Source organism: Chitinophaga sp. RCC_12, from assembly GCF_041360695.1.
Classification (GTDB): domain Bacteria; phylum Bacteroidota; class Bacteroidia; order Chitinophagales; family Chitinophagaceae; genus Chitinophaga.
The window spans coordinates 481,026-507,823 of the sequence record NZ_JBFUPS010000005.1 but is presented as its reverse complement, the minus strand read 5'-3'; the positions used below and the strand labels follow the sequence as shown (position 1 = coordinate 507,823).

The following is a 26,798-nucleotide window of genomic DNA, read 5'->3' as shown; positions in this document are numbered from 1 at the left end:
ACAATATCATGTTAAAAAGATTTATAGAGCGGCCGGTATTATCAACAGTAGTGTCTATCATTATTGTCACACTGGGCATACTGGGGTTGGTATCACTGCCTATCTCCCAGTATCCCGACATTGCCCCGCCCACCATACAGGTGCAAACGTCCTACAGCGGCGCCAACGCAGACGTGGTGCTGAAAAGCGTGGTAGTACCGCTGGAACAGCAGATCAATGGCGTGGAAAACATGGACTATATTACCTCTACAGCAGGTAATGACGGTTCAGCGAATATTACCGTTAGCTTTAAAATTGGCAGCGATCCCAATATGGCCGCCGTGAATGTGCAGAATGCCGTGGCCCGCGCCACACCACTGCTGCCGCAGGAAGTAACCCGCTCCGGCGTTACCGTGCAAAAGAAGCAGACCAGTAACCTGCTCATCTTTTCTGTTTACAGTACCAATCCATCGTTCGATCAAACCTTCCTGCAAAATTATACTGATATTAATATCACCCCGGTGATCAAACGTATCCCCGGTGTGGGCGATGCCTCCGCCTCCGGTAACATGGACTACTCCATGCGGATCTGGCTCAATACGCAGGCGATGGCTTCCTACGGGCTGATACCTGCGGATATCACTGCGGCGCTGGCCGAACAGAACATACAAGCCGCTCCCGGCCAGTTCGGGGAAAGCGGCGGACAATCGTTCCAGTATGTGATCAGGTACCCGGGTACGCTCATTGATACCACCCAGTTTGGCAACATCGTATTGCGCTCCAACCTGCGCAGCCGTTTGCTGCGGATGAGGGATGTGGCCCGCATTGAGCTGGGCGCCCTCAGCTATTTCAACAGTACCCGCACCAATGGCTATCCTGCTGTTTCCGTTAGCGTAGCACAGGTAGCCGGCTCCAATGCCCGCGATGTGATCCGCGAAACCCTGAAGGTAATGGAAGAAGCTTCCAAAACATTTCCCAAAGGCGTGAAATATGTGGTACTGCAAAATGTGGACGATTTCCTCACCGCCTCTATCGATAAGGTATTGCATACGCTGGTGGAAGCATTTATACTGGTGTTTGTGGTGGTGTTCATTTTCCTGCAGGACTTCCGCTCTACGCTGATACCGGCGATATCCGTTCCGGTAGCCATTATAGGAACTTTTTTCTTTCTCAAGCTGTTTGGATTCACGATTAACCTGCTTACTTTATTTGCCCTTATCCTGGCCATAGGTATTGTGGTGGATGATGCCATCGTAATTGTGGAGGCCGTGCATGCCCGCCTGGATACCGGCTATAAATCCGCCCGCAAAGCGAGTATTGATGCACTGGATGAAATATCCGGGGCGATTGTGTCCATTACGCTGGTGATGTCTGCCGTATTTATCCCGGTTAGTTTTATCGGCGGATCTTCCGGCATTTTCTATAAACAATTCGGGCTCACACTGGCCATTGCCATTGTGCTTTCAGCGATTAACGCGCTTACGCTCAGTCCTGCGCTCTGCGCTATTTTCCTGAAGCCTCACGGGAAGGAACATACGAAAATGAACTTCCTGCAGCGTTTCTATCATGCGTTCAATGTGGCTTTTGAACGGTTAACAAAACGCTATACCAATACCTTGCGCTTCTTCAGCAAACGGAAATGGATACCGGTGATGGTGCTGCTGAGTTTCTGCGCGGGGCTGGTAATCCTTGCCAGGATGACGCCTACAGCTTTTGTGCCGGAAGAAGATCTGGGGACAATTAACTGTAACATCAGTTTACCACCGGATGCCTCCCTGGAGCGTACCGATATTGTGACGCGCAAAATTGAGAAGATCGCAGCCACCATACCTGAAATCAATAACGTGCTGGCGGTTACAGGACGCGGGCAATTGTCCGGTACCGGCAGTAACTATGCGATGGTGGTGATGCGGCTCACTCCCTGGGATCTGCGCAAGCGGAACATCCAGCAAATCATTAAGGAACTGAACAAGAAAACAGCGGACATGACCGAAGCGGAGATTAAGTTTTTTGCGCCCGGTACCATCCAGGGTTTTGGCGCCTCCAACGGGTTTGCTTTTCAGTTGCAGGATAAAACCGGCGGCGACATTGCGCACTTTTATAAAGTAAGCAAAGACTTCCTCTCTGTATTAACCCAACGGCCGGAAATACAATTTGCCACCACTTCTTTCAATCCTAATTTCCCGCAATACCTGATGAACGTGAATGTGCCGAAAATAAAGGATGCGGGGCTGAATGTAACAGATATCACCAATGCCATGCAGGGATATTTTGGCGGTATTTATGCTTCTAATTTCAACCAGTTTGGTCAGCAATACCGCGTAATGGTACAGGCTTCGCCGGAATTCAGGCTAACGGAAGAAAGCCTGAACGCTGTATTTGTACGTACCGGCGAGGGAGTAATGGTGCCGATTACGGAGTTTGTGAGTCTCTCGCAAACCTACGGCCCGCAAGCCATTACACGGTTTAACCTGTTCAATTCCATCAGTGTGAATGGAACACCCAATGCAGGGTTCAGCTCCGGCCAATCTATTGCCGCTATCAGGGAGTCGGCAGCTGAAACGTTGCCAACGGGCTTTGGGTTTGAGTTTTCGGGCCTGAGCAGGGAAGAGTTGGCGGGGAGCAGTCAAACTATTTTCATTTTCCTGCTCTGTCTCATTTTCGTGTACCTGTTGCTCAGTGCGCAATATGAAAGTTACCTCTTGCCTTTTGCGATCCTGCTGGCCATACCGGTGGGTATTTTCGGCGCCTTCCTGTTTGCGCAGCTATTTGGTGTGAGCAACAACATTTATGTTCAGATCACGCTGATCATGCTGATAGGATTGCTCGCGAAAAATGCGATCCTGATTGTAGAATATGCAGCAGAAAGACGGCGCAGCGGGATGAGTATTGCCGAAGCGGCGGTGAGCGGCGCGCAGGCCAGGCTGCGTCCCATCCTGATGACCTCCTTCGCTTTTATCCTGGGCCTTATCCCGTTGATGCTGGCCACCGGTGCGGGCGCCAATGGAAACCGGTCTATCGGAACAGGCGCTGTTGGCGGGATGCTGGTGGGAACAGTCTTCGGTATATTTATTACGCCTACGTTGTTTATCATCTTCCAGACTTTACAGGAAAAAATAAAACGTGCACCGGAGGAAGAAGATAATGAAGAAGCGCAGCCGCCGGTAACAGCACCGGCATCTTAAAAAAATCCTGCCACAGGCAGATCTCAAAACAGGTCATATGAATGGTCGTAACAGTATATATATTTTTCTTTTTGTAGTCCTGGCTGGATTTATTGCTGCCTGTGGCGTCACGAAACCGTACCAATCGCCCGGCATTACAGACAATAACCTCTACCGGGATATTCATACAACGGATACCAACAGTCTCGCTACCGTTCACTGGAAAGATATTTTCACCGACTCGCTGTTGCAGCAGCTTATTGACACCGGTATTCAGCACAACCTCGACCTCCAGGTAGCGTGGTCGCGCATGCGGCAGGCCGAAGCCAGTTATTCGCAAAGCAGGCAGGCATTATACCCTGCCGTTAATGGTGATGTGAGCGCCGCTTATGCAGGCGCCTCTAATCAACAACGTACAGGCAGGACCGTTATACCGCAGCAATACAATGCCGGGCTCGCAGCCACCTGGGAAGCTGATATCTGGGGCAAGCTGCGTAGCAGCAGGCGCGCGGGGTTGGCGGCATTCCTGCAGGCATCCGCCAATGCAAGGGCCGTACAAACCGGGTTGATTGCCAGTATTGCCACCAACTACTACAACCTTACCGCACTGGATCAGCAACTGAAAATAACGCAACAAACCGTTGTGAACTGGCAGGCCACTGTAGAGGTGATGAAGGAACTGAAAAAAGGTGATGTGGTTACCGGGGCGGCAGTAGTACAAAGTGAAGCCAGCAGGTATGCCGCAGAAGTAACGATCCCTGATTTAAAGCAGTCGATCCGCGAAACAGAGAACCAGCTGAACCTCTTGCTGGGCCGGCCTCCCGGCCCCATCAGCCGCAGCGGCATGGACGACCAGCGGCCGGTAATGCTGCTGAAAACCGGCGTACCGGCGCAGTTGCTGGCCAACCGGCCGGATGTGCAGGCAGCGGAATATAACCTGCGTTACTATTATGAATTGACCAATGTAGCGCGTACTTATTTTTACCCGGCACTCACCATTTCTGCCTCGGGCGGGTATACCAGTTATTTGTCTCTCACCGGTCCCGGCTCGTGGATCAGCAACCTGACGGCGGGTTTAACACAACCTATCTTTAACCAGGGCATCAATAAAACCCGGCTGAAAGTGGCGAAAGAGCAGCAGGAACAGGCGGCGCTGGATTTTCGTACGGCGGTATTGACGGCCGGGCAGGAAGTGTCGAATGCATTGTATTCTTACCAGACTGCCATGGAAAAAGGAAACTCCCGGCGGCTGCAATTACAGAACCTGCAATTATCTGTTGACTATACACAGGAGCTGGTGCGTTATGGATTTGCCAACTACACGGAAGTACTGAATGCACAACAGAGCCTTTTAGCAGCGCAACTCAACAGGATCAACGATCACCTGCAGCAGTTACAGGCAGTGGTATTCTTATACCGCGCGCTCGGTGGCGGATGGCAATAGTTCCTGCCGGAATGCCAGCGCAGGCAGTACGGCAGCGCTGTTCAGCACTTCATCTACCAGCCCGAAATCACGGGCTTCTCCTGCGGCCATGAAATGATCATTGCGAAAGGCATGCTCCACCTCTTGCACGGAGCGGCCGGATTGCATGGCAATGATCTGGAAAAGTTTTTGCTGCAACCTGCCCTGTTCATTAAAAGCAATACGCACATCTTCCGTATATCCTTTGGCGCCGCCGCTGGCGGGGTGCATGTGGATGGTAGCATTGGGCAAGGCATACCGTTGACCGGTAGCGCCGGCCGTAAGAATGATGGTGCCCATGCTGCCGGTGAAACCCATTGCCATAGTGGATACCGGCGATTTCAACATTTTCATGGTATCATAAATAGCCATACCTGCGTAAACAACACCGCCCGGACTATTGATGTACATATTTATGGGCCGGTGATTTTCACTGTCGAGGTACAGCAACTGCGCCACTATCAGGTTAGCCACCTGGTCGTCGATAGCGGTACCGAGAAAAATAATCCTTTCTTTCAGCAACAGGCTGTATATATCAAACGCACCGCGGCTGTCGCCGTCGATTACGGTAGGAACCAGGAATGCCATATTATTTAAAAATAGAAGTGATAGAATTATTGAAGGCCGTGTCCTGCATGAGACGCAGGAAGAGTTGATCCAGCTCGTTCCGTTTTTCTTCGCGTGCGAGCCAGCGCACGAGCTGCATTGTTTTCCGCTGGTACTTCACCTTTTCGCGCAATGCCGGCGCCACCAGCATCCTGGCCTGGAATACCAGCCGGGAGGAAACAGGCATTTCCCGCAGCAGGTATTGTTCAATTTCCTGTGCTTCAGCTAACTGTTTCCGCATAATCTGATTGTTTAATTTGTTCCCTTACTTTTTCCAGGCATTTATATTTCTGTACGCTGGCAGAATGTTCCGTTTTAAAATTAAAGCCTGCCGCTATTTCGGGTATGGAAAGATGGTCGTAATAAAATGCGTGCAGCAGCTGCAAACACTTTTTCCCCGCGGCTTTTACATATTCCAGTACCGGTTTCGCCACAGGTGGCGGCGCATAATAATCTGCCGGTACGCCAATATCACCCTCCATGCCGTCGAGTGGAATATGCTGACCGGATTGTTTTAGTTTCCGCACAGCAAGAATCCTGGCGATACCTGTAATGTATGCTTCCGCAGGTACCCCGGCAGGTAGTTTGTTTTGCTGTTGTTTTTCAAGATAGATAATAACAGCATCCTGGAAGATATCTTTGGCCATCTCCAGGTGGCCGCCCACCCGGTATATCATGCCTGCTACCCGTGGCAGTGTATTCCGGTATATTTCTTCCAGCCATTGATCTTCATGAGTACGCATATGAGCCTGGTTTTATATACTAGTGTCAGAAACCACTGATATATCACCTAAAATTTAAGAATTTTTTTTTACCTTTGCTCAACCATGTGATCAATACTCTACATACAATAGCAGGCTGATACCTGTATACATGCTGCTCTGGCGTGTTTCATCTCCCATTTATATATTTTTTACCGTCATACAGTGATGCTCCTGCATACGCTGATTTATTCAACTAAATTTTACTGCCATGAAAATGCGTACTGCCATTTCCCGACCCGCTAACCCGACGCCTGCCGTCGCCATTGTTCATTTCAAAACGATTTTTCATGCTTATCAGCGCACAACAACTCAGTTACCAGCTTCCATCGGGGCAGTATTTATTCCAGGATGTCAGTTTCACGCTTCATAAAGGCTACCGGGCAGCGATAGCGGGTCCTAACGGCGCGGGCAAATCTACTTTACTGAAGATCATTGCCGGCCAGGAAACCGCATCTTCTGGTACCGTCCGCACTACTGCGCCCTGTTATTATGTACCGCAGCATTTCGGACATTTTAACACGCTTACCGTGGCGCAGGCCGCCGGCACCGCGCAAAAGGTACAGGCCCTTGAATTAATCCTGCAGGGCGACACCAGTCCACATCTTTACGATATACTCGGGGACGACTGGGATATTGCCGCGCGCAGTGAAGCTGCCTTTGAAAAATGGGGCCTTCGTGCATTGCAGCCGGATCAACCCCTGTCTACCCTCAGCGGCGGCGAAAAAACAAGGCTGTTCCTGGCCGGCATCGATATCTTTGAGCCATCCATCGTGTTGCTGGACGAGCCCACCAACCACCTCGACTACCATGCACGGGAACAGCTATACGAATGGATGGCCGCCACCTCGTGCACGTTGCTGATGGTGAGCCACGACCGGCAGCTGTTACGTCTCTGCGAACCCATCTGGGAGCTGCAACCTAATGGCATAAAGACTTATGGCGGCAACTACGATTTCTATGCCGCGCAAAAAGCACAGGAAGCGGATGCACTGCAACAGCGGGTGGCCCACCAGGAGAAAACGCTGAAAGAAGCCAAGAAGCAACGCCAGGAGGCCATAGAGCGCAAGCAGCATGCCGATGCACAGGCACGGAAACACACCAAAAGTGCAGGGCTGCCTAAAATATTATTGAATGCGAGGAAAAATAATGCGGAAGTATCTACCTCAAAATTAAAACAGGTACACACCGAAAAAGTGGAAGAACTACGTGCAGGCTGGCAGGAACTTTCTGCTATGACACGGCTACAACGCATGATGAAGGGCTATTTTGAACAATCCACCCTTCATACAGGGAAAGTGCTGGTGCAGGCAAGCGATGTAAATTTCGGGTGGCCTGCCGCGCAACCGGAACCCACGGCGCCGGATCACCCGCCATCAAATGAACCGGCAAGATCATCATCTCCGGAAAATATGCTCTGGAAAACACCGCTCACCTTTACGATCCGCAGCGGACAGCGGCTGGCCATTACAGGGCCCAACGGCAGCGGCAAGTCCACCTTGCTGCAACTGATACTGGGCAGGCTGTCGCCGTCGACAGGTGAGCTGTATACCGCCGATACGCGCAGTTTACTGCTGGACCAGGACTACACGCTGATCGACCGGAGCAAAACGGTATTGCAGCAGGCATTGTCTTACAACAACAACCTGCTGGAAGTATCGATGGTAAAAACGGTACTGGTGAATTTCCTCTTTGGACCGGATACCTGGGATAAGTCGTGCACAGTGCTGAGTGGTGGTGAAATGCTGCGACTGGCCCTCTGCAGCATGACCTTACAGGACAAAGCACCGGACATGATCCTGCTCGATGAGCCTACCAATAACCTGGATCTGCAAAACATTAAGATACTGACGCAGATCTTCGGGGAGTATAAAGGTACGTTGCTGGTCATTTCCCATGATCCCGACTTTATTGCGGAAGTGGGTGTGGATGATGTGCTGGCGTTAAACACCTAGGTGTTATCCTTTCCCGGAAAGGCTATGTTCAAGCCTTTCCGGGATTCTTGTTATAGTTCGGGAATGCCATCTATGCCGTACTCGCTGAAGGCAACGATGCCGGTCACTTTAACAGGCAGGAAATTGCCTGTAGCGGTGAGATACTGATACGTATCGCCTGTTCTGCAAAGCAACGGGAACCTGTACAGCACTTCCGTGGAGCCATAGCGGGGTACTTCTTCCAGCGCGATATCATCAAAAAGCTGTTTGCTTACCGGTTGCCCGGCTTCATTCAACACGGTAAATTTACCGTCTGTTTGCGCCAGGAATCCCCGTCCGTTCTTTTCCACGAGCAGGCGATCGTATATGGGAGGCACTATTACTTTACCAGTGCCATTGGTGTAACCAAAAAGCGGGTATCCTCCGTTAGCCGTTTCCTTTTCCAGCAGCTGCGATTTTTTTTCCGGGACAATGGGCGCTTTAGGTGCAGGCATCTTTACGCCGTTATGATTAAAGAAAAGTTCTTTGTAGCTGCCGTCCGGGGTGCTTTGGGACGCCAGGAATAAACTGCTGTCTGCCGATGATACGCTGATACTGTTATATACGGCGGGGATCAGCATTTTTTTCTTCCCGATATCATACACACCAGTGCCGGTTTCTTTCTTTACCGCCACCAGACCGGGTACCAGGTCATCCAGTTTTTTATACACCACGGGCAATACCTGTTCCCCTGCTGCATTATACAAGCCATACATCTCCTGGTAATTTACTTCCAGTAATTCCATGCCTGGCGCAGTAACTGTAGTGCGGTCGATATCAAAGAAGGCTGGCTCGACTACTTTCCTGTTAACCGGATTATAAAAGCCATAGAGTGCTTTTTGTTTCAGCTTAACCAGAGGAGCCGGAAAACGTTTATCCATGAAGGTTATTTCGGTATAATCTTTTGCCAGTAACTTCTTGCCGGTGGTATCCGTCAGGTTATAGTTGCCGTCTACCCGAATAATAAAATACTCACCGAATCCTGTAATCTCACCTTCGTATGTTGGGGCAATCACTACTTTCCCATCTTCCCGCAGGATGCCTGTTTTACCATTCTTTGTGATCTGAAGATAGGGTCCGCTTGCTGTTTCGCCATAGGCGTCGGTGATATCGTCATAAATAAAATCGGCTATGGTAATGCCATCTTCGTTGATCAGTCCGTACTTCCCGTTCTTTTGCGCTTTCAGCAAACCGTTACCTGTTATCGTCATATCTGTATACTCCGGTGCGGTATATTCTTTTTTTATTTTCAGGTTGATGGTTACTTCGTGCCCCTGCTTTTTAAAACACCGCACCCAGTTGTCACTGCGCATAAAAGCGTGTGCATGTTCGTATTCAAAAGGCATGAGGACGTTATTGTTAAAATCGATGATACCCCATTTACCATTTTTCTGCGCAAACAGGTAATCTCCTTTCCTGCCGCATCCACCGCAGTAGTCGAACGATTCATAGATGGCCGGTATCAGCAACCGGTTTTCTGCTGTGCTGTAGATGCCCCAATTACCGCCGGTTTTCACATCAAAGTGAGTATCATCCAATATGCCCGCGTCTTCAAACTGCAACGGCAGCAGCAGCTTTCCATGGGTATCTGCGTAAGTCATTTTACCTTGCTGATGCAATACCAGGTACGTTTTCCATTTCAGTTCGATGGTATCATATGCAGGCGGCAGCAGCCATTTTCCATTACCGGCAACAATACCTGTTTTGCCCGCGCTGCTTACCAGGAGCATGGTTTCCTGCGCATTAGGCAGTTCTTCTTCATTTGCAGCTGTGGCGGCAACGGGGTGATACAGGGCAACGATCTGGTCAAATGCTTTTTTGCCGGTGGTATCTATATACCAGCTTTTGCCGGAATCTTCCATACGTGCAAACCCGTTATGAAACGCGGATCCCTGCTGTGCGGATAAGCTATGAGCCGCCAGTAAAAAACTACCTGCCAGTAAAAAACGTATATCCCTGCCTGTTATACCCTTATTCATCATATCCTTTTTTCTTCAGTGATTTGTAGGGGAATGCTTTCCCTTGTGCATCAAGGTAAAAATACCATTTCCCTTCCTGCACCAATAATGGAAAAATATTTTTTCCATATCCCTGATTGACGTCCATATTATCGTAAATAGCGGGAATGATCATTTTACCGGAGGCATCTGCGATACCGTATTTGCCGGCGCGGGTTACCTGGAACAGGCGCTCATCTTTCCGGTAACTGATATCATCAAATTCTGCCGGTAAAATTATCTTACCCAGGCTATCTGTTACGCCATATTTGTTATTGCGTGACACCTTGAAAAAAGGCGCGTCATAGATATCGTCTATTTCCTCATACTCCACGGGGAGCAATGTTTTACCTTCTTTTGTGATCAGTCCTTTGCGGTCTCCTTTTTTTACTACGAGCAGGTTGTTCATTGCATAAATATCATCGGCTGCAACCGGATAAATAATTTCTTTCCTGCGGTTGATGATGCCATACAGCGTATGTTGCGGCGTGCTGTCGATTCCCGCCAGCGCCAGGTCGTTCCAGAAATCTCCCACAAAGCTGTAGCCTTCAAAAACCACTTCTTTTCCGTTAGGATCTAAAAAGACATTGTTGCGGGCGTTGCTCCATAATTTCAACAGGCCATTATTGAATCTCGCATTGCTTCCTTTTTCGCTTTCCGGCATCAGCAGCCGGGATACCTGGTTTTCTTTAAACTCCCAGCGCTGGCTGGTATAGAGCGTATTGCCTGCGAGATCAGTGAGCAGGCTGGTGGTGGAGCCATCGTCGTTGTATTGTGTTTCCACGATTCTGTTGGTGTCTACTGCGGTAAAAAATCCGTACTTTTTTCCACCACGAAGGATCTTTCCGGTTACATCCGCCAGGGAAGTAGTATCGCCTTTGCGGAGCAGCAGTATCCGGCTGTTTTGCCACTGCAGCCATTCGTACTGCGCAGGGATAATTTCTTTCCCGGTCCTAATATTAACCAACCCTATTTTCTCTCCTTTTACAATAGGCAGGTAATCTTTTTTGCTTTCCCCTGCGTTATCATCAACATATGAAAACCCACTGCCGAAGCCATTTACCAAACCATCATAGGTTACTGGCAGGATTATTTTCCCATCCATTCCGAGGACGCCTGTTTTACCATTTTTCTCCGCTGCCAGGTAAGGAGTGTCCTGCCAGGAGAAGGGCGTTATGCGGCTGTAAGTAAGGGGCAGAAGGTTCTTCCCGTTTGCATCAAACAAGCCGGTGCCGGTGGCATCGCTTACCAGGAAAACTACCGGCACGGGCGACACCCGGTCTGTTGCCTGCCCCGGCGCCGTTATTACGCCGCCATCAAATACTTCCTGTCCTGCTGCATTGATCGCTTTAATGTCGCTATACCGCGGCGGGATAATCTCTTTGCCTTCGGTATTTACCACCCCGTATTTATCGCCTATGCTTACTTTCATGACATTGCCCGTCAAACCGGTTCCCGTGTATTGAAACGGGAGGAGGGTTTTACCGCTCGCATCTACGAGGCCGGTTTTACCATTTTTTTCTACGGCAAACAGCGTGGTGGCAGGTCCGGGCTTGCATTTATCATAGATAGCAGGAATAATGATCTTGCCGTTTTGATCCATGACGCCTGTTTTACCGTTGGCAGTAAAACCAAAATAAGCGCCGTTGCCGCCGAGATAATCAAACGATTCGTACGCTGCCGGAACGATGATGGTGCCGTCTTCCGCTGCCAGTCCGACTTTACCTGCCTTGGTAATTTCTATAGCGTTTTTTAGTGCATAGCTTTTACCTGCTTCTTCGTATATGGGTTCCTGTAATACCTTACCGGTTTTAATAGCTATCCATCCCCAGCGTCCATCCTTCTTCATTTTCAGTACATGGGGTGTGAGCGCGCTTACCTCGGTGTATATGGGCGGGCAGATGATATTGCCGAGTGTATCTGCGGCGCCGTATTTCCCATTGAGCCGGGTAATGACAAAGCAATAATTTTTTGTGGAGTCGTTGTTGTCCTGCTCATCGGCCAGGGTGACCTCATCATATTTGAAAGGGGCAATGATCTTACCGGCATTGTTGATAGCTCCATAGGCGTTGTGCTTCACGGCTACTACGGTATTGTAATAACCGGTGTTTTCCGTTTTATCTACCAATACTGCACCGGAAACATGCAGCCATTGTTTTTGCTGGTTAATCAACACGGGGGCAAACTGTCCTTCGAACCTTCCGAGGTAACCCGCTACCACGGGCTCTTGTGCATGCAGGGATATGCTGTTTAAAAGGAGTCCTGCCAGTAAGTATCTTTTTATCATCTGTCTTGCTACATTATGAAATAGTATTCTTCTCATGGAAGATATGCAAAGATGCGGATCTTTCAGAAAACGCAGATAATTATCTCTTGTTAAAAAGATACCGGCTACTTTTCCGGGAAGCGATCCATCCTTTTCCGTTCAACGAAAAGGTGCAGGGTTTTTATAATTTTTTTATTACGTTTGTCGATTCCCAATTGGGGTGTGAACCTAAGAAATGAAAAAAATCTGCATTATGAATGGAATGACTAAATCTGTTGCCACTGCATTCCTGGGCGCGTTCGCAGCGCTACAGGGGCTCACCGCAGTAGCTCAATCGAATGAAAAGCCGAAGTTGATAGTAGGCATTGTGGTAGACCAGATGCGCTGGGATTATTTATACCGTTACTACGACCGTTACGAAGCGGGTGGTTTCAAACGTATGCTGGGCGACGGTTTTTCCTGTGAGAACACTTTTATCAGCCACCTTCCCTCCTTTACCGCCGTGGGACACAGCACCATTTATACAGGCAGTGTGCCGGCTATTCATGGTATCACCGGCAACGACTGGCCCGATCAGCTTACCGGCAGAAAATGGTATTGCACAGAAGACACTACCGTACAAGCCGTTGGCAGCAACAGTGCTGCGGGCAAAATGTCGCCACGCAACCTGCTGGCCTCCACTATTACAGATGAATTAAAACTGTCTACCAACTTCCGCTCCAAAGTAGTAGGCGTATCACTGAAAGACCGCGCCTCTATTCTTCCTGCAGGACATACGCCCAATGGCGCCTTCTGGCTGGACGACAGCAACGGCAGCTTTATTACCAGCACCTGGTATATGAAAGAACTGCCGGAGTGGGTAAAGCGTTTTAACGACCGCAAAGAGCCGCAACAGCTGATGTCTAAACCCTGGGAAACTTTATATCCTATCAATACTTATGTGCAAAGCAGTGAAGACAACGTAGACTGGGAAGGTACTTTCCCGGGTGAGAAAGCCCCTGTTTTTCCGCATGCACTTAAAGATGCTTATAAAAAAGATCCGGGCAACCTGAGATCCACTCCCGGTGGCAATACGCTCACACTGGATTTTGCGAAAGCTGCCATTGAAGGGTATGACCTCGGCAATAATACCGTGACCGACTTCCTTACTATTAACTGCGCTTCCACCGATTATGTAGGCCATAAATATGGTCCTAATTCCATTGAAGTGGAAGATACATACCTGCGACTGGATAAAGACCTGTCGGCCTTTTTCACCTACCTGGACCAGCGTGTGGGAAAAGGTAATTACCTTGTGTTCCTTACTGCCGACCATGGCGCGGCGCATGCCATTAAATTCATGGAAGAACATAAACTTCCTTCCGGACTGACAGAAAGCAGGAAACTGGTAGCTGGCCTGGACAGCACGCTGAATGCACGTTTTGGTGTAAGCAAACTGGTGTCGTCCTTTATGAATTACCACGTGAGCTTCGACAAAGCTAAAATTGCGGCATCTAAACTGGACTATGATGCGGTGAAGAAAGAAACGGTGAAATACTTTGAGGCACAACCGGGTATCCAGTTTGCTGCCGACCTGGATAATATCGGCGCAAATCCTTTGCCGGAGCCGCTGAACACCATGGCGATCAATGGCTACAACCGTAAACGCACCGGTTCCGTGATTGTGATTCCTGAGCCAGGATGGTTTGAAGGTTCGCTGAAGGGCACTACCCACGGTAACTGGAATCCTTTCGATATCCATATTCCACTGGTATTTATGGGATGGCATGTAAAGCATGGCGCGTCCAATGAAACCGTGCATATGACAGATATCGCCGCTACCCTTGCTGCCATGCTGCATATACAAATGCCAAGCGGTTGTGTAGGTAAACCTGTAAAAGAAATACTGCAATAATATATTCCGGGAGGACTTACACATCCTGTAAATCCTCCCGGATTCTTTTATACTCTTCCCATAAACGGATCTGTTATCCCTTCTGCTCCTGTTTCCACTCTTCCTGCATACCGTTGACCAAAAGTATCAAAGCCAGCAGCGCGTACGCTGAAATCGTACCAGCCATGACTTTTCTGCAGTGGCAATACCAGTTCTAAAGTGGCGCCGGCGGCAACATTCCGCTGGATTACTTTTCCGCCGTAGGCGTTGTCTGTGATGCTAAAATCGCGTGCACTGCTACCGGTATTGGCTACACGTAAAACAAGATTGCCCGTTGCTTTCTTTTTTAATTTGTCACTTGTTTCATAACCCAGCTCCAGGTCCAGCTGCGGATGTTTTGCAGAACCTTCAAACGCGCGGTAGAATCCGTTGGGGCCATGCAGGTGCAGTTGATAACGGTTATCCGCAAAGGCTTTGGCTGGCCACTCATAGGTGATGGTATCGCCGGCGGCCACTGCAAACGACCAGGTTCTCCCGGTTTCTGTTTCACCGGTTTGTTCGTCTTTATAAGGGAGGTTGGTATATACAGTGAAAGGTGCGCCATGTGCCCGGTCGCCGAACAATTGCTTGTCTGCTTTCATTTTCAGCGTCAGCAACTGCTCACCGGCTTTCCATTGGCCATCCGCCAGCAGTTCATAAGGCAATGCGCAGGAAGGGCGGGTACCTTTTTCCTGTTGTAAGATCGTAGTGCCGTTGCCGTTAGCAAAGGCTGTCACCTCTTCACCGGTAACCTTTTTAAAACCTGCGGGTGCTGATTTAAACCGGGCGTTATTAATATTTTCCACTACGCGGCGCTGGTCCAGGAAGATCTGTTTGGCGGGTGTGGTGGTATTAAACGGACTGAAAGCAGCCGTAAGATCGCCGCTGATAGTGCGTCTCCACTGACTGATATTATCCAGGTGTACCTGCTTGTTTAACTTCTTACTGAAAAATGTTTCCAGGAATTGTAAGGTAGAAGTGTGCTCAAATACCTGTGAGCATACCTTTCCTCCCCTGCTCCAGGGCGATGCAATCATCATGGGCACTCTGAATCCCAGTCCTACCGGGGCTTCCCGGGCCTGCTTTTCACTTATGCCCTGTTTCAGTTCATGCGCCAGCCGCACCTGTTCTATCTCTGTATCTATTCCGGCGGAGCATTTACCAGTACCGGGTTTATTGTTATCGCAGATAGAGAAAGGTACCACATGATCGAAGTAACCATCATTTTCATCATAGGTAACAATGAAAATAGTTTTCTTCCAGACGTCCGGTTTTTGTGTGAGGATATCGAGGATTTCGGATACGTACCAGGCGCCATACCAGGGGGCACTGGGGTGGTCCGAAAAATTCTGCGGACCTGCCAGCCACGATACCTGTGGCAATGCACCTTCGTTCACATCTTTACGGAACTGGTGGAGTACATCGCCGGCGGGTACTGTGATGGTGCGTTCCTTTGAGCCGTCTTTATAGTTTACGGCTGTTACGCTCCGGTAGGCGGGATCGTTTTTGTTCACTACAAAAGCGCGTTGGTACAGCGATTTCTGTTGATCCGTTAATTTCTCGTAGCTTTCTTTATTCCATTGCAGGAGTTCCTGGGTAGCATTGTCCAGCACCGCTTGTTTTTTGGAGATATCGGTGCGGATCTTTTCGGCGGCGGCATCAGAAGAAGGGCTGGCTTCCTGGAGCTTATTGATTTCGTCCGGCAGGGTTTCCACCTGTTTCAATAATCCGTTTACATACCGTTCGGAGAACTTCACGTTATAGGCCGCAAAAAATTCCAGCAGGTTACAACCAAAATTCGCGAGCCACGCCCTTTCCTCTCCTTTCCATCCTCCGCCGCAGCTGATTTCATTCTGGTAAAATTTCCAGGCGATGTTATTTTCCTCCAGTAACTCGGGGAATGTTTTCCAGGGAAGTTTCCCGTAGCTGAAGTCATCGTTCCGGATATGTGCTTTTGGCAGTCCGTCTACTTCATGTACAATTTTGCCCGTCCAGAAAAAGGAGCGGTTGGGCGTGGTGCTGGTCATGGCTGAGCAGAAGTTCTGGTCGCATACCGTGAAAGCGTCTGCCATTGCATAGTTGAACGGAAGATCTTCACGGGTATAGTATCCCATCGTTAGAGGCATGGCCGCATATTCCTTGTTGCCGGGTGTTTTTGCGATGAGCCATTTATCGTAGCGGCCTTTGTTGTAGGCATCTACCTGGCTGGGCCTGGAGTGCGGCAATGCGCCCATCCAGGTGGCTTTGGTATCTTTGATATTCAGCCGGAAGGGTGCGTAGGTATCGCCCTGGGCGTTGGTTTGGAACCATACCGGCTTTGTGTCCGGCAGCCATACGGCGCGCGGATCGTTGAAACCGCGGACGCCCTGTAAAGAACCAAAGCAGTGATCGAACGAACGATTCTCCTGCATGAGGATCACAATATGTTCCGCATCGAGGAAGGTGCTGCCGGGAGCAGGATCTATGGCCAGTGCCCGTTGAATGGATGCGGGCATCATGGTAGACAAGCCTGCTGCACCAGATAGTAATAAAGATTTTTTTAGAAATTCTCTGCGTGAGTCCATTTATATTCCGATTGAGTGGGTTTTACATTGTTCAAAAAACAAAATAAAAAACATTCTCAAAGAATGCAATGGCACCTCCCGTTATGTGTTTATTATCCGGTATATACGGCTATGGTTGAGGACAACCGGTAAGCGTGTGCCATTCGTGTTCGGTCCGGGTCATGAGCAGGGCGTTGTCAAATGTAACTGTTCCTTTCTTAAACACCGTTGTATTTTCAAAAAAACTGGAAGCTACATGCAGCAGTTGCAACGGGCTTACTTTCCATTGATAGGTTTGCAACTTTAGCCCGTCGAGCGACTGCTGGCTATTCGGAGAATAACCAACGGCGCCACCTTCAAAAAATGCAGAGGCGTTTTCCAGCGTTTCAAAAACAGAGGTTGCGGGAAACTCGCTGGTGCTGCGCGCGTCGATGGAAATGGAGGTTTTATCTGAGCTGGTAAAGTCGATATGAAAATGTCCGCCGGCCTCTTTTACGTGAAAATCCGCCAGGTGATGTTTCCCGGGAAACAGGCGTCCGCCGGCAAGGGCGTTTAGCTTGGATGAGGTATCCCTGCGTGGGATATAAACGCCTTCTTTCGTAATACCATTTTCTTCCCACTCTACTGCAATGCGATGGGCGCCATTTTCCGAGGAGATACCCATAAAATCCGGCAAGCCTTTGGGCTTAATATGTTTCAGTCTGATCAGGCAGATACCGGCAATGGCTTTGCCTTTGTAAATTTTAGGGCGGAAAGGTGCGGGCAACAGCGACTGAACGGCTTCGGGGTCCACGGTAAAATTCACCAGGATGCGGCGGTCTATATAACCATGTATAACGGGTAGCTTCATATAGGTAAGGATCTGATTAAAGGTACTGCAAAACAACTTCAGAAATGACTATTTCACAAAATTGAACAAATGTTTTGAAAAGTTGTTCAATTTACTATCTTTGTAAAAGATTAACTCAAAACCAGACTATGGCGTTAAGTGAAAAGAAGGGAAATATGGATGCTTCCACCGAAGAGCGCATTAAAGCCGCGGCCAGAACTGTATTTACCAAGAAAGGCTACCAGGCTACCAAGGTGAGGGATATTGCAGCAGAAGCGGATATTAACCTGTCGCTTGTCAATTATTATTTCCGCAGCAAAGAAAAGCTGTTCCAGTTTGTGATGGCAGAGATCGTGGAGAAATTGATTACCACGGTAACGCTTATACTTAATAACGAGCAGTTAAGCGTACAGCAGAAAGTGGAACAGGTGGCCAATCACTATATTAATTTGTTGCTTGTCAATCCGGACTTCCCGCTGTTTATGGTGAATGAGATTTTTGCCGGCACGGATGAGTTGCTGAAAGACAACCGCAAAAATGCCATCTTCCAGTCTCATTTCTTTAAACAGTTAGCTGCCCTGCATAAAGAAGGAAAGCTGAGCATCCAGCCGATACAGTTAATGATGAACCTGATAGCCTTTGTGGTAATGCCTTTCCTGGCCAGGCCCTTACTGGAAAGGAACAAGGTGGTGAAACCGGGGGAATTCACCGCGCTGATGGAAGAACGGAGAAAGCTGATACCCATCTGGATTAAAGGCATGCTGAAATAGCTGCTTTTTTTTGCCGGAAAATTGAACAACTTTTCAAAACAATAATTCAAACTGAATATTGCACTATGAACTTATTTAAAGCTTTGTGCTGTTTCATATTATTGGGGCCTGCGGTGGGCAAGGCATGGGGCCAGGCGCCTGCCACCCTTACCATTGAAGAGTGCTATACCCTGGCCCGGCAGAATTATCCGCTGATCAGGCAGTACGACCTGATTGCACGCAGCAGCAGGTATTCGGTGGAAAATGCGGGCAAGTTGTATTTACCACAACTCACCGTAAGCGGACAGGCAACGTACCAGTCGGAGACCATCAACTTTGGCGAGGTAATCCCTTCATTACCCGGCGTTACATTCCCCTCGCTCAGCAAAGATCAATATAAAATACAGGCGGAGATCTCCCAGCAGATCTATGATGGTGGCGTAAGCAAACTCCAGAAGGAAAGCAGCCGCGCCAACGAAGCCATACAGCAACAGCAGCTGGAAGTAAACCTTTACGCCATCCGCGACCGGATTACGCAACTCTACTTCGGAATACTGCTGATGGACGCCCAGCTGGAACAAAACGGGCTCAGGAAAGCAGACCTGCAAAGCGCCACGGACAAGGTACAGGCGGCGCTCAACAACGGTGTGGCTTACCGCAGTAATGTGGATGAACTGAAAGCGGAAATCATGAATACGGAGATGGCCGCTACTGAATTCAGATCTAACAGGAAAGCCTATATGAAAATGCTGTCGGCTTTCATCCACCAGCCGCTGAGTGATAGCACCCGCCTGGCATGGCCCGCGCCAGTGGCGCCACAACAAGGTATACATCGACCGGAAATTACTTACTATGATATTCAGAAAAAAGCCTTCGACGTACAGGAAAAACAATTGCAGTCGGGCTACCTTCCCAAACTGAGCGCTTTTATCCAGGGCGCCTATGGACGGCCCACACTAAATATTATAGACAATAAATTCGGCACCTGGTGGCTGGGTGGCGTACGGCTGAACTGGTCGTTAGGCAGCCTTTACTCGCTGAAAAACAACCGGCAGCTGCTGGACATCAACCGGCAAAACCTGGATGTGAGCAAGGAAACTTTCCTGTTCAATACCAGCATGAACCTTCAGCAACAAAACCAGGATATTGATAAGTTTGCCACACTCATAGAACAGGATGACAGCGCCATTACGCTCCGCTCCTCTGTCAGGAAATCCGCACAGGCACAGCTGGACAACGGCGTTATCACCGTACATGATTACATCTCCCAGCTGAATGCGGAGAACCTGGCGAAACAATCGCGTATCCTCCACAGCATACAATTATTACAGGCTCAATACAATTATAAAAACACCTCCGGGAACTGATTAATTATTGCATATGAAATACAACATGATACTTGGTATAGCCGTTGTGATGATGATCAATGCCTGCGGAAGCGGCAAAAACGATTTCGATGCGTCCGGCAACTTCGAAGCAGATGAAGTGATCGTGTCTGCCGAACAAACCGGTGAAATACAGTCCTTCGTTATAAAAGAAGGCGACAAGCTCACTGCCGGGCAAACCGTCGGACAAATTGACGTAACCATCCCCACCCTTCAAAGAGAACAGGTGCAGGCATCTATCAATGCGCTGAAAGAAAAAACCCAGGACCCGGTACCGCAAACAGAACTGGTGCGCAGGCAACTGCTGGTGCAGGAAGCACAGCTGCAACAACAATACCGGGAAAGAACACGCACGGAGAACCTCGTAAAAAGCGACGCCGCCACGCAGAAACAATTGGACGATATCAATGCCCTTATTGTGCAGCTGGAACGGCAAATCAGCGTGACCCGGCAACAACTGAAGCTCAACAACTCCAATACCTCTACACAGAACCGTAGCATACTCAGTGAAAAAGCCCCGCTGGAAAAATCACTGGCCCAATATGCAGAACAGATCCATAAAGGACAGATCATTAACCCGGTGAGTGGTGTAGTATTGCTGAAATATGCGCTGCAGGGAGAAATGGCCACCGTCGGTAAACCGCTGTACAAAATCGCCAATATCGATACCCTTTATCTGAAAGCCTATGTAACCGGCGTTACGCTTCCGCAAATTAAACTGGGCCAACAGGTAGAGGCGCGCATCGACCAGGGCCAAAAGAATTATAAATCATACACCGGTGAAATTACCTGGATCTCCGATAAATCTGAATTTACCCCTAAAACCATTCAAACAAAAAATGAACGGGCCAACCTCGTGTATGCCATCAAGGTAAGGGTAAAAAATGACGGCTATCTGAAAATAGGCATGTATGGTGAAATGCTGATTAATAAAGCATCCAAATGAGCGCAGTAACACTGGACCATATCACCAAAACTTACGACAAGGGTAAGGTGCTGGCAGTAGATGATATTTCACTGCAGGTGGAAGAAGGTGAGCTGTTTGGCCTGATAGGGCCTGATGGCGCCGGCAAAACATCCGTCTTCCGCATCCTCACCACCTTGTTGCTGCCCGACAAAGGTACCGCCACCGTGCGCGGCTATGATTGCGTAAAAGACTATAGAGAAATACGCAACAGGATCGGGTATATGCCGGGGAAATTTTCCCTGTACCAGGACCTGACCGTAAAAGAGAATCTCGATTTCTTTGCCACCCTCTTCGGGAGCACGATTGAAGATAACTACGAACTCATTAAGGATATTTACGAACAGATAAAACCCTTTAGCGACCGCAGGGCCGGAAAGCTCAGCGGAGGCATGAAACAGAAGCTGGCATTGTGTTGTGCGCTGATCCACAAACCGGAAGTATTATTCCTCGATGAACCTACCACCGGTGTGGATGTAGTATCCCGGAAAGAATTCTGGGACATGCTGAAGTACCTGAAGCAACAAGGCATCACCATCGTGGTGTCTACTCCTTATATGGATGAAGCCGTGCTTTGTGAAAGGATTGCACTGATACAAAATGGTAAGATTATGTCGGTGGATACGCCCGATAAAATCATGGCCAAATTCCCGGTGAAGCTCTATGCCATCAAGGCGGACAATATCTATCACCTGCTGACGGAGCTGCGCAGCATGCCGGAAGTGGACAGCAGCTTTGCTTTCGGGGAATACATTCACATTACGCTGAAAGATGCCGGCACTGATATAGAGGCGCTGCAGCATAACATCACCCGACGGGGACATACACACGTAGCCATAAAATTAATTCACCCGGGCATTGAGGATAGCTTTATCCGGTTAATGAACCAGGCCTAAAACAGGGTATCATGGAAGAAAAAGTGATTGTATGCAAGGATCTCACAAAGCGGTTTGGCGACTTTTATGCCGTCAATAAAATTTCTTTTGAAGTAAACAAAGGAGAGATCTTCGGGTTCCTGGGCGCCAACGGAGCAGGCAAAACTACTGCCATGAGGATTCTCTGCGGCCTCTCCCACCCTACTTCCGGTGAGGCCACCGTAGCTGGTTTTGACGTATATAAACAAACAGAATCCATCAAGAAGAATATCGGTTACATGAGTCAGAAATTTTCCCTGTATGAAAACCTGACGGTAGTGGAAAACATTGAATTCTTTGGCGGCGTGTATGGCGTTTCTTCCACCGAGATCCGTAAAAGAAGCGATAACCTGATCCAAAAGCTGGGGCTCACCGCAGAAGCAAAAAAGCTCGTAGGGGCGCTGCCGTTAGGCTGGAAACAGAAGCTCGCCTTTTCAGTAGCCATCTTTCATCAGCCGCGGATTGTGTTCCTGGATGAACCCACCGGTGGCGTAGATCCTGTTACCAGGCGGCAGTTCTGGGACATGATCTATGAAGCGGCGGCAAGCGGCATTACTATTTTTGTAACCACCCACTATATGGATGAAGCGGAGTATTGTAACCGCGTTACCATTATGGTAGATGGAAAAATAGAAGCACTGGATTCTCCTGCTAACCTGAAAGCGCAGTTTAAGGCAGAAAATATGGACGAAGTATTTTACCGGTTGGCCCGCGGGGCCAAAAGGTCGGGCGACTAAAACATTTTTATGAAACAGCTACTTGTTTTTATCCGGAAAGAATTTTTCCATGTATTCCGCGACAAACGGACTTTACTGATCATGTTTGGCTTGCCGGTAGCGCAGATTATGCTGTTTGGCTTTGCGCTGACCAGTGAGGTGAAAGATATTACGCTGATGGTGATCGATCATTCCCGGGATGCCAATTCACAACAGCTGATTCATAAAATAAAATCCTCTTCCTACTTTATCGTCAGTGAATCATCCATCGATTATAACGATATAGAAGACTCCTTTAAAAAAGGTACCACTAAATGCGCGCTCGTCTTCCCTGCCGGTTTTGGCAATGACCTCCGGCATGGCGGCAAGGCGCAGCTGCAGATCATTGCTGATGGCTCCGATCCCAATACCGCCAAAACCGTGGTAAACTATATCACGGCTATCACCACAGCTTACCAGCAGGAGATCAGTCCCTCGCAACAGCTGCCTTATGTCATTGTTCCGGAATCGAGAATGCTGTATAACGAAGAAGGCAATGGCTCCCTGAATTTTATTCCCGGCGTAATGGCCCTGGTCCTCATGATTGTATGCACTGCCCTCACCTCTGTGTCTGTAGTGCGTGAAAAAGAACTGGGTACCATGGAAATATTGCTGGTATCTCCCTTTAAACCACTGATGGTGCTTATTGCCAAAGCCATCCCGTACCTGGTGCTGTCGCTGCTGAATTTTACCCTGATCCTGGTGCTGGCGGTGTTTGTACTGGATGTGGGCATCAAAGGCAGTATCCTGCTGCTGTTTATGGAAAGCATGTTGTTTATCATTACCTGTTTATCGTTCGGACTGATGATTTCCAATACAACCAACTCGCAGCAAACGGCTTTGCTTTTATCCATGATGGGGCTGATGATCCCCACCATGATCTTTACGGGCTTTATGTTCCCGATAGAAAATATGCCAAAGATTTTCCAGCTCATCTCCAATATTATTCCCTCCCGCTGGTATTTCCTGATTGTTAAATCGGTGATGCTGAAAGGACTTGGGTTTGAATATGTCTGGAAAGAAACGCTGGTGCTGTTGGGTATGACCACTGTGCTGCTCACTATTGCGCTTAAAAATTTTAAAACGCGGTTATCATGAAAGTGCTGGGTTATTTATTAAAAAAGGAGTTCAGGCAGATCTTCCGGGATAAAACGATCCTGGCGATGATGTTTGCGATGCCCATCATACAGCTGATCATTTTCCCCCTGGCGATGAACTTTGACGTGAAGAGCATAAACCTTGCGGTGGTGGACAATGACCACAGTTCCTATTCCCGGCAGCTGATTGCCAAGATAGGCGCCTCCGGTTATTTTAAAATAGTGGCTGCCGAGCCTTCCTTTCAGCGCGCCATTACCTACATTGAAAGGGAAAAAGCCGATGTGGTGTTGGAGATCCCGCCAAATTTTGAAAGCAACCTGATAAGGGAAGGGAAACAGCGTGTAGGGGTATCCGTAGATGCGATTAACGGCACCAAAGCGGCTATTGGCGGTAATTACCTTATGACGGTGATTACAGACTTCAATAAGAATATCCCGGTTAATATTGGCGGAAACATGACGCCGGCGGCTGGTATCATCGATATTACCTACTCCAACTGGTTTAATCCCCTGGCGGAATACCGGTTTTATATTGTACCGGCGATCCTGGTGCTGTTGCTTACACTGATCGGCGGCTTTATGTCGGCCCTCAATATTGTACGGGAAAAAGAAGTGGGCACTATTGAGCAGATCAATGTAACGCCGATACAGAAGTGGCAGTTTATTCTGGGGAAACTGATTCCCTTCTGGGTAGTGGGCATGATTGTGTTTACGCTTGGCTTGTTGGTGGCCTGGGGAATATACGGCATCTGGCCGGTGGGGAGTTTTGTAACATTATATGTATTTGCCGCGGTGTACCTGGTAGCATTGCTGGGCTTCGGTCTGCTGGTATCTACCTATACCAATAACCAGTTGCAGGCGATGTTTGTGGCATTCTTTTTTATGATGATCTTTATGCTGATGAGCGGACTGTTCACCGCGGTAGACAGTATGCCGCCCTGGGCAAAGGTGATCGCCAATTTAACCCCGGTAACACATTTCATCAAGGTAATCCGGATGATTGTACTGAAAGGCAGTGGTTTGGCCGATGTGCAAATGGAGCTGTTGTATCTGGCGTTGTTTGCCATAGTACTGAATGGCTGGGCGATCTTTAATTACCGGAAAACGAGTTGAATCATCTTACCGGACACATTACGTTTTTTCACAGCATATATCTCCTTCACATATTACTAACCGTGCGCAATTACCCAAAATAAGGTGCTTTCCAAGTCCAGCCTCAAAAAATTACAAATCACTGACTATCAGCCCAATACATTGTAAAACAGGCTCAAACGCCCATCCTACCTGCTGTTTTACCCTCTTTTCCTGCTTATTGTTAGAAAAAATATTGAAATAAAATAGATTTTATGAATAAATTTGAACAATCAAGTAGCTACTTTTAAAATTTTAAAAAATGAGCAATAAACCCGCTACCTTATTTGACAAAGTATGGGATTCACATGTTGTGAGGAAAATTGAAGATGGTCCGGATGTATTTTTTATCGACCGCCACTTTATTCATGAAGTAACCAGCCCTGTGGCTTTTCTTGGAATGGAAAACAGGGGTTTAAAGGTAATGTTTCCTGAAAAGACCTTTGCCACAGCTGATCACAATACGCCAACAATTAACCAGCATTTACCGGTACAGGACCCGCTTTCCGCCAACCAGCTGAAAGCCCTGGAAACCAATTCCAATAAGTATGGCATTTCCCACTGGGGATTAGGCAATCCAAAAAATGGTATTGTGCATGTGGTAGGTCCGGAGAATGGTATTACCCTGCCAGGTATGACCATTGTATGTGGTGATTCCCACACCTCCACCCATGGTGCTTTTGGCGCTATTGCATTTGGTATAGGTACTTCGGAAGTAGAGATGGTACTCACCTCCCAGTGTATCATGCAGCCGAAGCCAAAGAAAATGCGCATCAATGTAACGGGTAAACTGGGGAAAGGTATTACGCCGAAAGACGTAACCCTTTACATTATATCCAAACTCACGGCAGCCGGTGCTACAGGGTACTTTGTGGAATATGCCGGTGATGTTTTTGAAAACATGAGCATGGAAGGTCGTATGACCGTTTGTAATATGAGTATTGAGATGGGTGCGCGCGGTGGCATTATTGCCCCGGACGAAACCACCTACAATTATATTAATGGACGTGAGAAAGCACCCAAAGGAGCCGCCTGGGATACCGCGCTGGCTTACTGGAAAACACTGCGTACCGACGAAGGCGCCACGTTTGACAAAGAGTATACTTTCGATGCAGCGGATATTGAGCCGATGATCACCTACGGTACCAATCCGGGTATGGGCATGGGCATCACCAAACACATCCCTTCTGCGCTGGCGGGCGACAGCAAAACCAGCTACGAAAAATCTTTACAATACATGGGCTTCCATGAGGAAGAAGCCATGCTGGGTAAAAAAGTGGATTATGTATTTATTGGCAGCTGCACCAACGGTCGTATTGAAGACTTCCGTGCATTTGCTTCTATTGTAAAAGGAAGAAAGAAAGCAGATCATGTAACCGCCTGGATCGTTCCGGGATCGCATATCGTAGAGCAGCAGATCAAAGAAGAGGGTATCCTGGATATCCTGACAGAAGCTGGTTTCCAGCTGCGTCAGCCCGGATGTTCTGCCTGCCTGGCGATGAACGATGATAAAGTGCCCGCCGGCAAATACGCCGTGAGCACCAGCAACAGGAACTTTGAAGGCAGACAGGGACCAGGTTCAAGGACCATGCTGGCCAGTCCGCTGGTAGCCGCTGCTGCTGCTGTAACAGGTGTGGTAACGGATCCAAGAGAACTGATTGCTTAATCATTCCCCTTCTTACAAAATTTTATAAACGATCAACAAAAAATGGCTTACGATAAATTCACGATATTAAGGAGTACAGCAGTACCCATGCCCATCGAAAATGTGGACACTGACCAGATCATTCCTGCACGATTCCTCAAAGCGACAGAGCGCACCGGCTTTGGCGACAACCTGTTCCGCGACTGGCGCTATGAAACAGACGGCACACCCAAAAAAGATTTCGTTTTAAACAACCCGATCTATTCCGGTAAAATACTGGTAGCGGGTAAAAACTTCGGGAGCGGCAGCAGCCGTGAACACGCAGCGTGGGCGATCTACGACTATGGGTTCCGTTGCGTAGTGTCCAGCTTCTTTGCCGACATCTTCAAAAACAACTCCTTAAATATCGGCATCTTACCCGTACAGGTAAGCCCAGAATTCCTCGATAAAATATTCACAGCGATAGAATCCGATCCCAAAGCAGAATTGGAGATCAACCTCGACGCGCAAACCATTACCATCCCGGCTACCGGGGAAAGCGAGTCCTTTGCCATCAACAGCTATAAGAAGCACAACATGATGAATGGCTATGATGATATTGACTACCTGCAGGCCATGAAAGACGAAATCACCACATTCGCCGGCAAGAGCCTGTATTAAAAACAT

The 26,798-nt window shown here is 48.5% G+C and carries 20 protein-coding genes; 13 read left to right on the top strand and 7 right to left on the bottom strand.

The features are described 5' to 3' along the window. Positions 1-8: 8 nt before the first annotated feature. Both AB6805_RS17840 and AB6805_RS17835 read left to right on the top strand, forming a co-directional pair. A complete protein-coding gene (locus AB6805_RS17840; protein ID WP_370910802.1) occupies positions 9-3,164 on the top strand; it encodes an efflux RND transporter permease subunit in 3,156 nt (1,051 codons plus the stop codon). Between the two features lie 37 nt (positions 3,165-3,201). Beyond that, the gene (locus AB6805_RS17835; protein ID WP_370910801.1) at positions 3,202-4,587 is read left to right on the top strand and encodes a TolC family protein; all 1,386 of its coding nucleotides are present in this window, start codon (positions 3,202-3,204) and stop codon (positions 4,585-4,587) included. On the opposite strand, the gene AB6805_RS17830 is transcribed toward AB6805_RS17835, so the two are convergent. From AB6805_RS17830 to AB6805_RS17820, 3 genes are read right to left on the bottom strand one after another with little or no spacing between them, the layout of a single operon-like run. After that, positions 4,555-5,193 (bottom strand): ClpP family protease, encoded by a 639-nt coding sequence (locus AB6805_RS17830; RefSeq protein ID WP_370910800.1) that lies wholly within the window; start codon positions 5,191-5,193, stop codon positions 4,555-4,557. The two genes, AB6805_RS17835 and AB6805_RS17830, sit on opposite strands and share 33 nt — an antisense overlap. Before the next feature lies 1 nt (position 5,194). Next, positions 5,195-5,452 carry a hypothetical protein gene (locus AB6805_RS17825; protein WP_370910799.1) on the bottom strand — a complete coding sequence of 86 codons (258 nt, stop codon included), beginning with the start codon at positions 5,450-5,452 and terminating at the stop codon, positions 5,195-5,197. Next, a complete protein-coding gene (locus AB6805_RS17820; RefSeq protein WP_370910798.1) occupies positions 5,433-5,954 on the bottom strand; it encodes an RNA polymerase sigma factor in 522 nt (173 codons plus the stop codon). Before AB6805_RS17820 ends, AB6805_RS17825 begins: the two co-directional genes overlap by 20 nt. Before the next feature lie 308 nt (positions 5,955-6,262). Between AB6805_RS17820 and AB6805_RS17815 the strand changes: the two genes are divergently transcribed. Continuing rightward, the gene (locus AB6805_RS17815; protein ID WP_370910797.1) at positions 6,263-7,927 is read left to right on the top strand and encodes an ABC-F family ATP-binding cassette domain-containing protein; all 1,665 of its coding nucleotides are present in this window, start codon (positions 6,263-6,265) and stop codon (positions 7,925-7,927) included. 50 nt (positions 7,928-7,977) lie between these two features. Here the strand turns inward: AB6805_RS17815 and AB6805_RS17810 are convergent, their stop codons facing one another. Both AB6805_RS17810 and AB6805_RS17805 read right to left on the bottom strand, forming a co-directional pair. Then, on the bottom strand, positions 7,978-9,924 hold the full coding sequence (locus AB6805_RS17810) for a WG repeat-containing protein (protein WP_370910796.1): 1,947 nt from the start codon (positions 9,922-9,924) through the stop codon (positions 7,978-7,980). After that, positions 9,917-12,229, bottom strand: a complete 2,313-nt coding sequence (locus tag AB6805_RS17805; RefSeq protein WP_370910795.1) for a WG repeat-containing protein — start codon at positions 12,227-12,229, stop codon at positions 9,917-9,919. The genes AB6805_RS17810 and AB6805_RS17805 overlap by 8 nt, the downstream gene beginning before the upstream one ends. Before the next feature lie 232 nt (positions 12,230-12,461). On the opposite strand from AB6805_RS17805, the gene pafA reads away from it, so the two are divergent. After that, a complete protein-coding gene (gene pafA, locus AB6805_RS17800; protein ID WP_370910794.1) occupies positions 12,462-14,102 on the top strand; it encodes an alkaline phosphatase PafA in 1,641 nt (546 codons plus the stop codon). 47 nt (positions 14,103-14,149) lie between these two features. On the opposite strand, the gene AB6805_RS17795 is transcribed toward pafA, so the two are convergent. Together AB6805_RS17795 and AB6805_RS17790 are read right to left on the bottom strand one after the other, a co-directional pair. Next, a complete protein-coding gene (locus tag AB6805_RS17795) occupies positions 14,150-16,684 on the bottom strand; it encodes a phosphocholine-specific phospholipase C (RefSeq protein ID WP_370910793.1) in 2,535 nt (844 codons plus the stop codon). Between the two features lie 109 nt (positions 16,685-16,793). After that, a complete protein-coding gene (locus AB6805_RS17790) occupies positions 16,794-17,513 on the bottom strand; it encodes a DUF2071 domain-containing protein (protein WP_370910792.1) in 720 nt (239 codons plus the stop codon). Positions 17,514-17,641: 128 nt separating this feature from the next. Between AB6805_RS17790 and AB6805_RS17785 the strand changes: the two genes are divergently transcribed. The 9 genes from AB6805_RS17785 (at position 17,642) to leuD (ending at position 26,792) form a co-directional block, all read left to right on the top strand. Further along, the gene (locus AB6805_RS17785; RefSeq protein ID WP_370910791.1) at positions 17,642-18,262 is read left to right on the top strand and encodes a TetR/AcrR family transcriptional regulator; all 621 of its coding nucleotides are present in this window, start codon (positions 17,642-17,644) and stop codon (positions 18,260-18,262) included. A 65-nt stretch (positions 18,263-18,327) separates the two neighbouring features. After that, positions 18,328-19,608, top strand: a complete 1,281-nt coding sequence (locus tag AB6805_RS17780; RefSeq protein ID WP_370910790.1) for a TolC family protein — start codon at positions 18,328-18,330, stop codon at positions 19,606-19,608. 13 nt (positions 19,609-19,621) lie between these two features. Continuing rightward, positions 19,622-20,572, top strand: a complete 951-nt coding sequence (locus tag AB6805_RS17775) for an HlyD family secretion protein (RefSeq protein ID WP_370910789.1) — start codon at positions 19,622-19,624, stop codon at positions 20,570-20,572. Further along, the gene (locus AB6805_RS17770; RefSeq protein WP_370910788.1) at positions 20,569-21,486 is read left to right on the top strand and encodes an ABC transporter ATP-binding protein; all 918 of its coding nucleotides are present in this window, start codon (positions 20,569-20,571) and stop codon (positions 21,484-21,486) included. Before AB6805_RS17775 ends, AB6805_RS17770 begins: the two co-directional genes overlap by 4 nt. 11 nt (positions 21,487-21,497) lie before the next feature. Continuing rightward, on the top strand, positions 21,498-22,241 hold the full coding sequence (locus AB6805_RS17765; protein ID WP_370910787.1) for an ABC transporter ATP-binding protein: 744 nt from the start codon (positions 21,498-21,500) through the stop codon (positions 22,239-22,241). Positions 22,242-22,250: 9 nt separating this feature from the next. Next, on the top strand, positions 22,251-23,357 hold the full coding sequence (locus AB6805_RS17760; protein ID WP_370910786.1) for an ABC transporter permease: 1,107 nt from the start codon (positions 22,251-22,253) through the stop codon (positions 23,355-23,357). Continuing rightward, positions 23,354-24,469 carry an ABC transporter permease gene (locus AB6805_RS17755; protein WP_370910785.1) on the top strand — a complete coding sequence of 372 codons (1,116 nt, stop codon included), beginning with the start codon at positions 23,354-23,356 and terminating at the stop codon, positions 24,467-24,469. Before AB6805_RS17760 ends, AB6805_RS17755 begins: the two co-directional genes overlap by 4 nt. A gap of 280 nt (positions 24,470-24,749) precedes the next feature. Further along, positions 24,750-26,153, top strand: coding sequence for a 3-isopropylmalate dehydratase large subunit (gene leuC / locus AB6805_RS17750; protein WP_370910784.1), 1,404 nt, complete (start codon positions 24,750-24,752; stop codon positions 26,151-26,153). 42 nt (positions 26,154-26,195) lie between these two features. After that, on the top strand, positions 26,196-26,792 hold the full coding sequence (leuD, locus tag AB6805_RS17745) for a 3-isopropylmalate dehydratase small subunit (RefSeq protein ID WP_370910783.1): 597 nt from the start codon (positions 26,196-26,198) through the stop codon (positions 26,790-26,792). The last annotated feature ends 6 nt before the right edge of the window (positions 26,793-26,798 follow it).

What these genes read in the sequence shown, in the direction of transcription:
- AB6805_RS17755 (WP_370910785.1), top strand. Translation starts at nt 23,354, where the DNA reads ATGAAAGTGCTGGGTTATTTATTAAAAAAGGAGTTCAGGCAGATCTTC.
- AB6805_RS17815 (WP_370910797.1), top strand. Translation starts at nt 6,263, where the DNA reads ATGCTTATCAGCGCACAACAACTCAGTTACCAGCTTCCATCGGGGCAG.
- AB6805_RS17835 (WP_370910801.1), top strand. Translation starts at nt 3,202, where the DNA reads ATGAATGGTCGTAACAGTATATATATTTTTCTTTTTGTAGTCCTGGCT.
- AB6805_RS17830 (WP_370910800.1), bottom strand. Translation starts at nt 5,193, where the DNA reads ATGGCATTCCTGGTTCCTACCGTAATCGACGGCGACAGCCGCGGTGCG.
- AB6805_RS17820 (WP_370910798.1), bottom strand. Translation starts at nt 5,954, where the DNA reads ATGCGTACTCATGAAGATCAATGGCTGGAAGAAATATACCGGAATACA.
- leuD (WP_370910783.1), top strand. Translation starts at nt 26,196, where the DNA reads ATGGCTTACGATAAATTCACGATATTAAGGAGTACAGCAGTACCCATG.
- AB6805_RS17840 (WP_370910802.1), top strand. Translation starts at nt 9, where the DNA reads ATGTTAAAAAGATTTATAGAGCGGCCGGTATTATCAACAGTAGTGTCT.
- leuC (WP_370910784.1), top strand. Translation starts at nt 24,750, where the DNA reads ATGAGCAATAAACCCGCTACCTTATTTGACAAAGTATGGGATTCACAT.
- AB6805_RS17775 (WP_370910789.1), top strand. Translation starts at nt 19,622, where the DNA reads ATGAAATACAACATGATACTTGGTATAGCCGTTGTGATGATGATCAAT.
- AB6805_RS17805 (WP_370910795.1), bottom strand. Translation starts at nt 12,229, where the DNA reads ATGATAAAAAGATACTTACTGGCAGGACTCCTTTTAAACAGCATATCC.
- AB6805_RS17785 (WP_370910791.1), top strand. Translation starts at nt 17,642, where the DNA reads ATGGCGTTAAGTGAAAAGAAGGGAAATATGGATGCTTCCACCGAAGAG.
- AB6805_RS17760 (WP_370910786.1), top strand. Translation starts at nt 22,251, where the DNA reads ATGAAACAGCTACTTGTTTTTATCCGGAAAGAATTTTTCCATGTATTC.
- AB6805_RS17790 (WP_370910792.1), bottom strand. Translation starts at nt 17,513, where the DNA reads ATGAAGCTACCCGTTATACATGGTTATATAGACCGCCGCATCCTGGTG.
- AB6805_RS17810 (WP_370910796.1), bottom strand. Translation starts at nt 9,924, where the DNA reads ATGAATAAGGGTATAACAGGCAGGGATATACGTTTTTTACTGGCAGGT.
- pafA (WP_370910794.1), top strand. Translation starts at nt 12,462, where the DNA reads ATGAATGGAATGACTAAATCTGTTGCCACTGCATTCCTGGGCGCGTTC.
- AB6805_RS17825 (WP_370910799.1), bottom strand. Translation starts at nt 5,452, where the DNA reads ATGCGGAAACAGTTAGCTGAAGCACAGGAAATTGAACAATACCTGCTG.
- AB6805_RS17765 (WP_370910787.1), top strand. Translation starts at nt 21,498, where the DNA reads ATGGAAGAAAAAGTGATTGTATGCAAGGATCTCACAAAGCGGTTTGGC.
- AB6805_RS17780 (WP_370910790.1), top strand. Translation starts at nt 18,328, where the DNA reads ATGAACTTATTTAAAGCTTTGTGCTGTTTCATATTATTGGGGCCTGCG.
- AB6805_RS17770 (WP_370910788.1), top strand. Translation starts at nt 20,569, where the DNA reads ATGAGCGCAGTAACACTGGACCATATCACCAAAACTTACGACAAGGGT.
- AB6805_RS17795 (WP_370910793.1), bottom strand. Translation starts at nt 16,684, where the DNA reads ATGGACTCACGCAGAGAATTTCTAAAAAAATCTTTATTACTATCTGGT.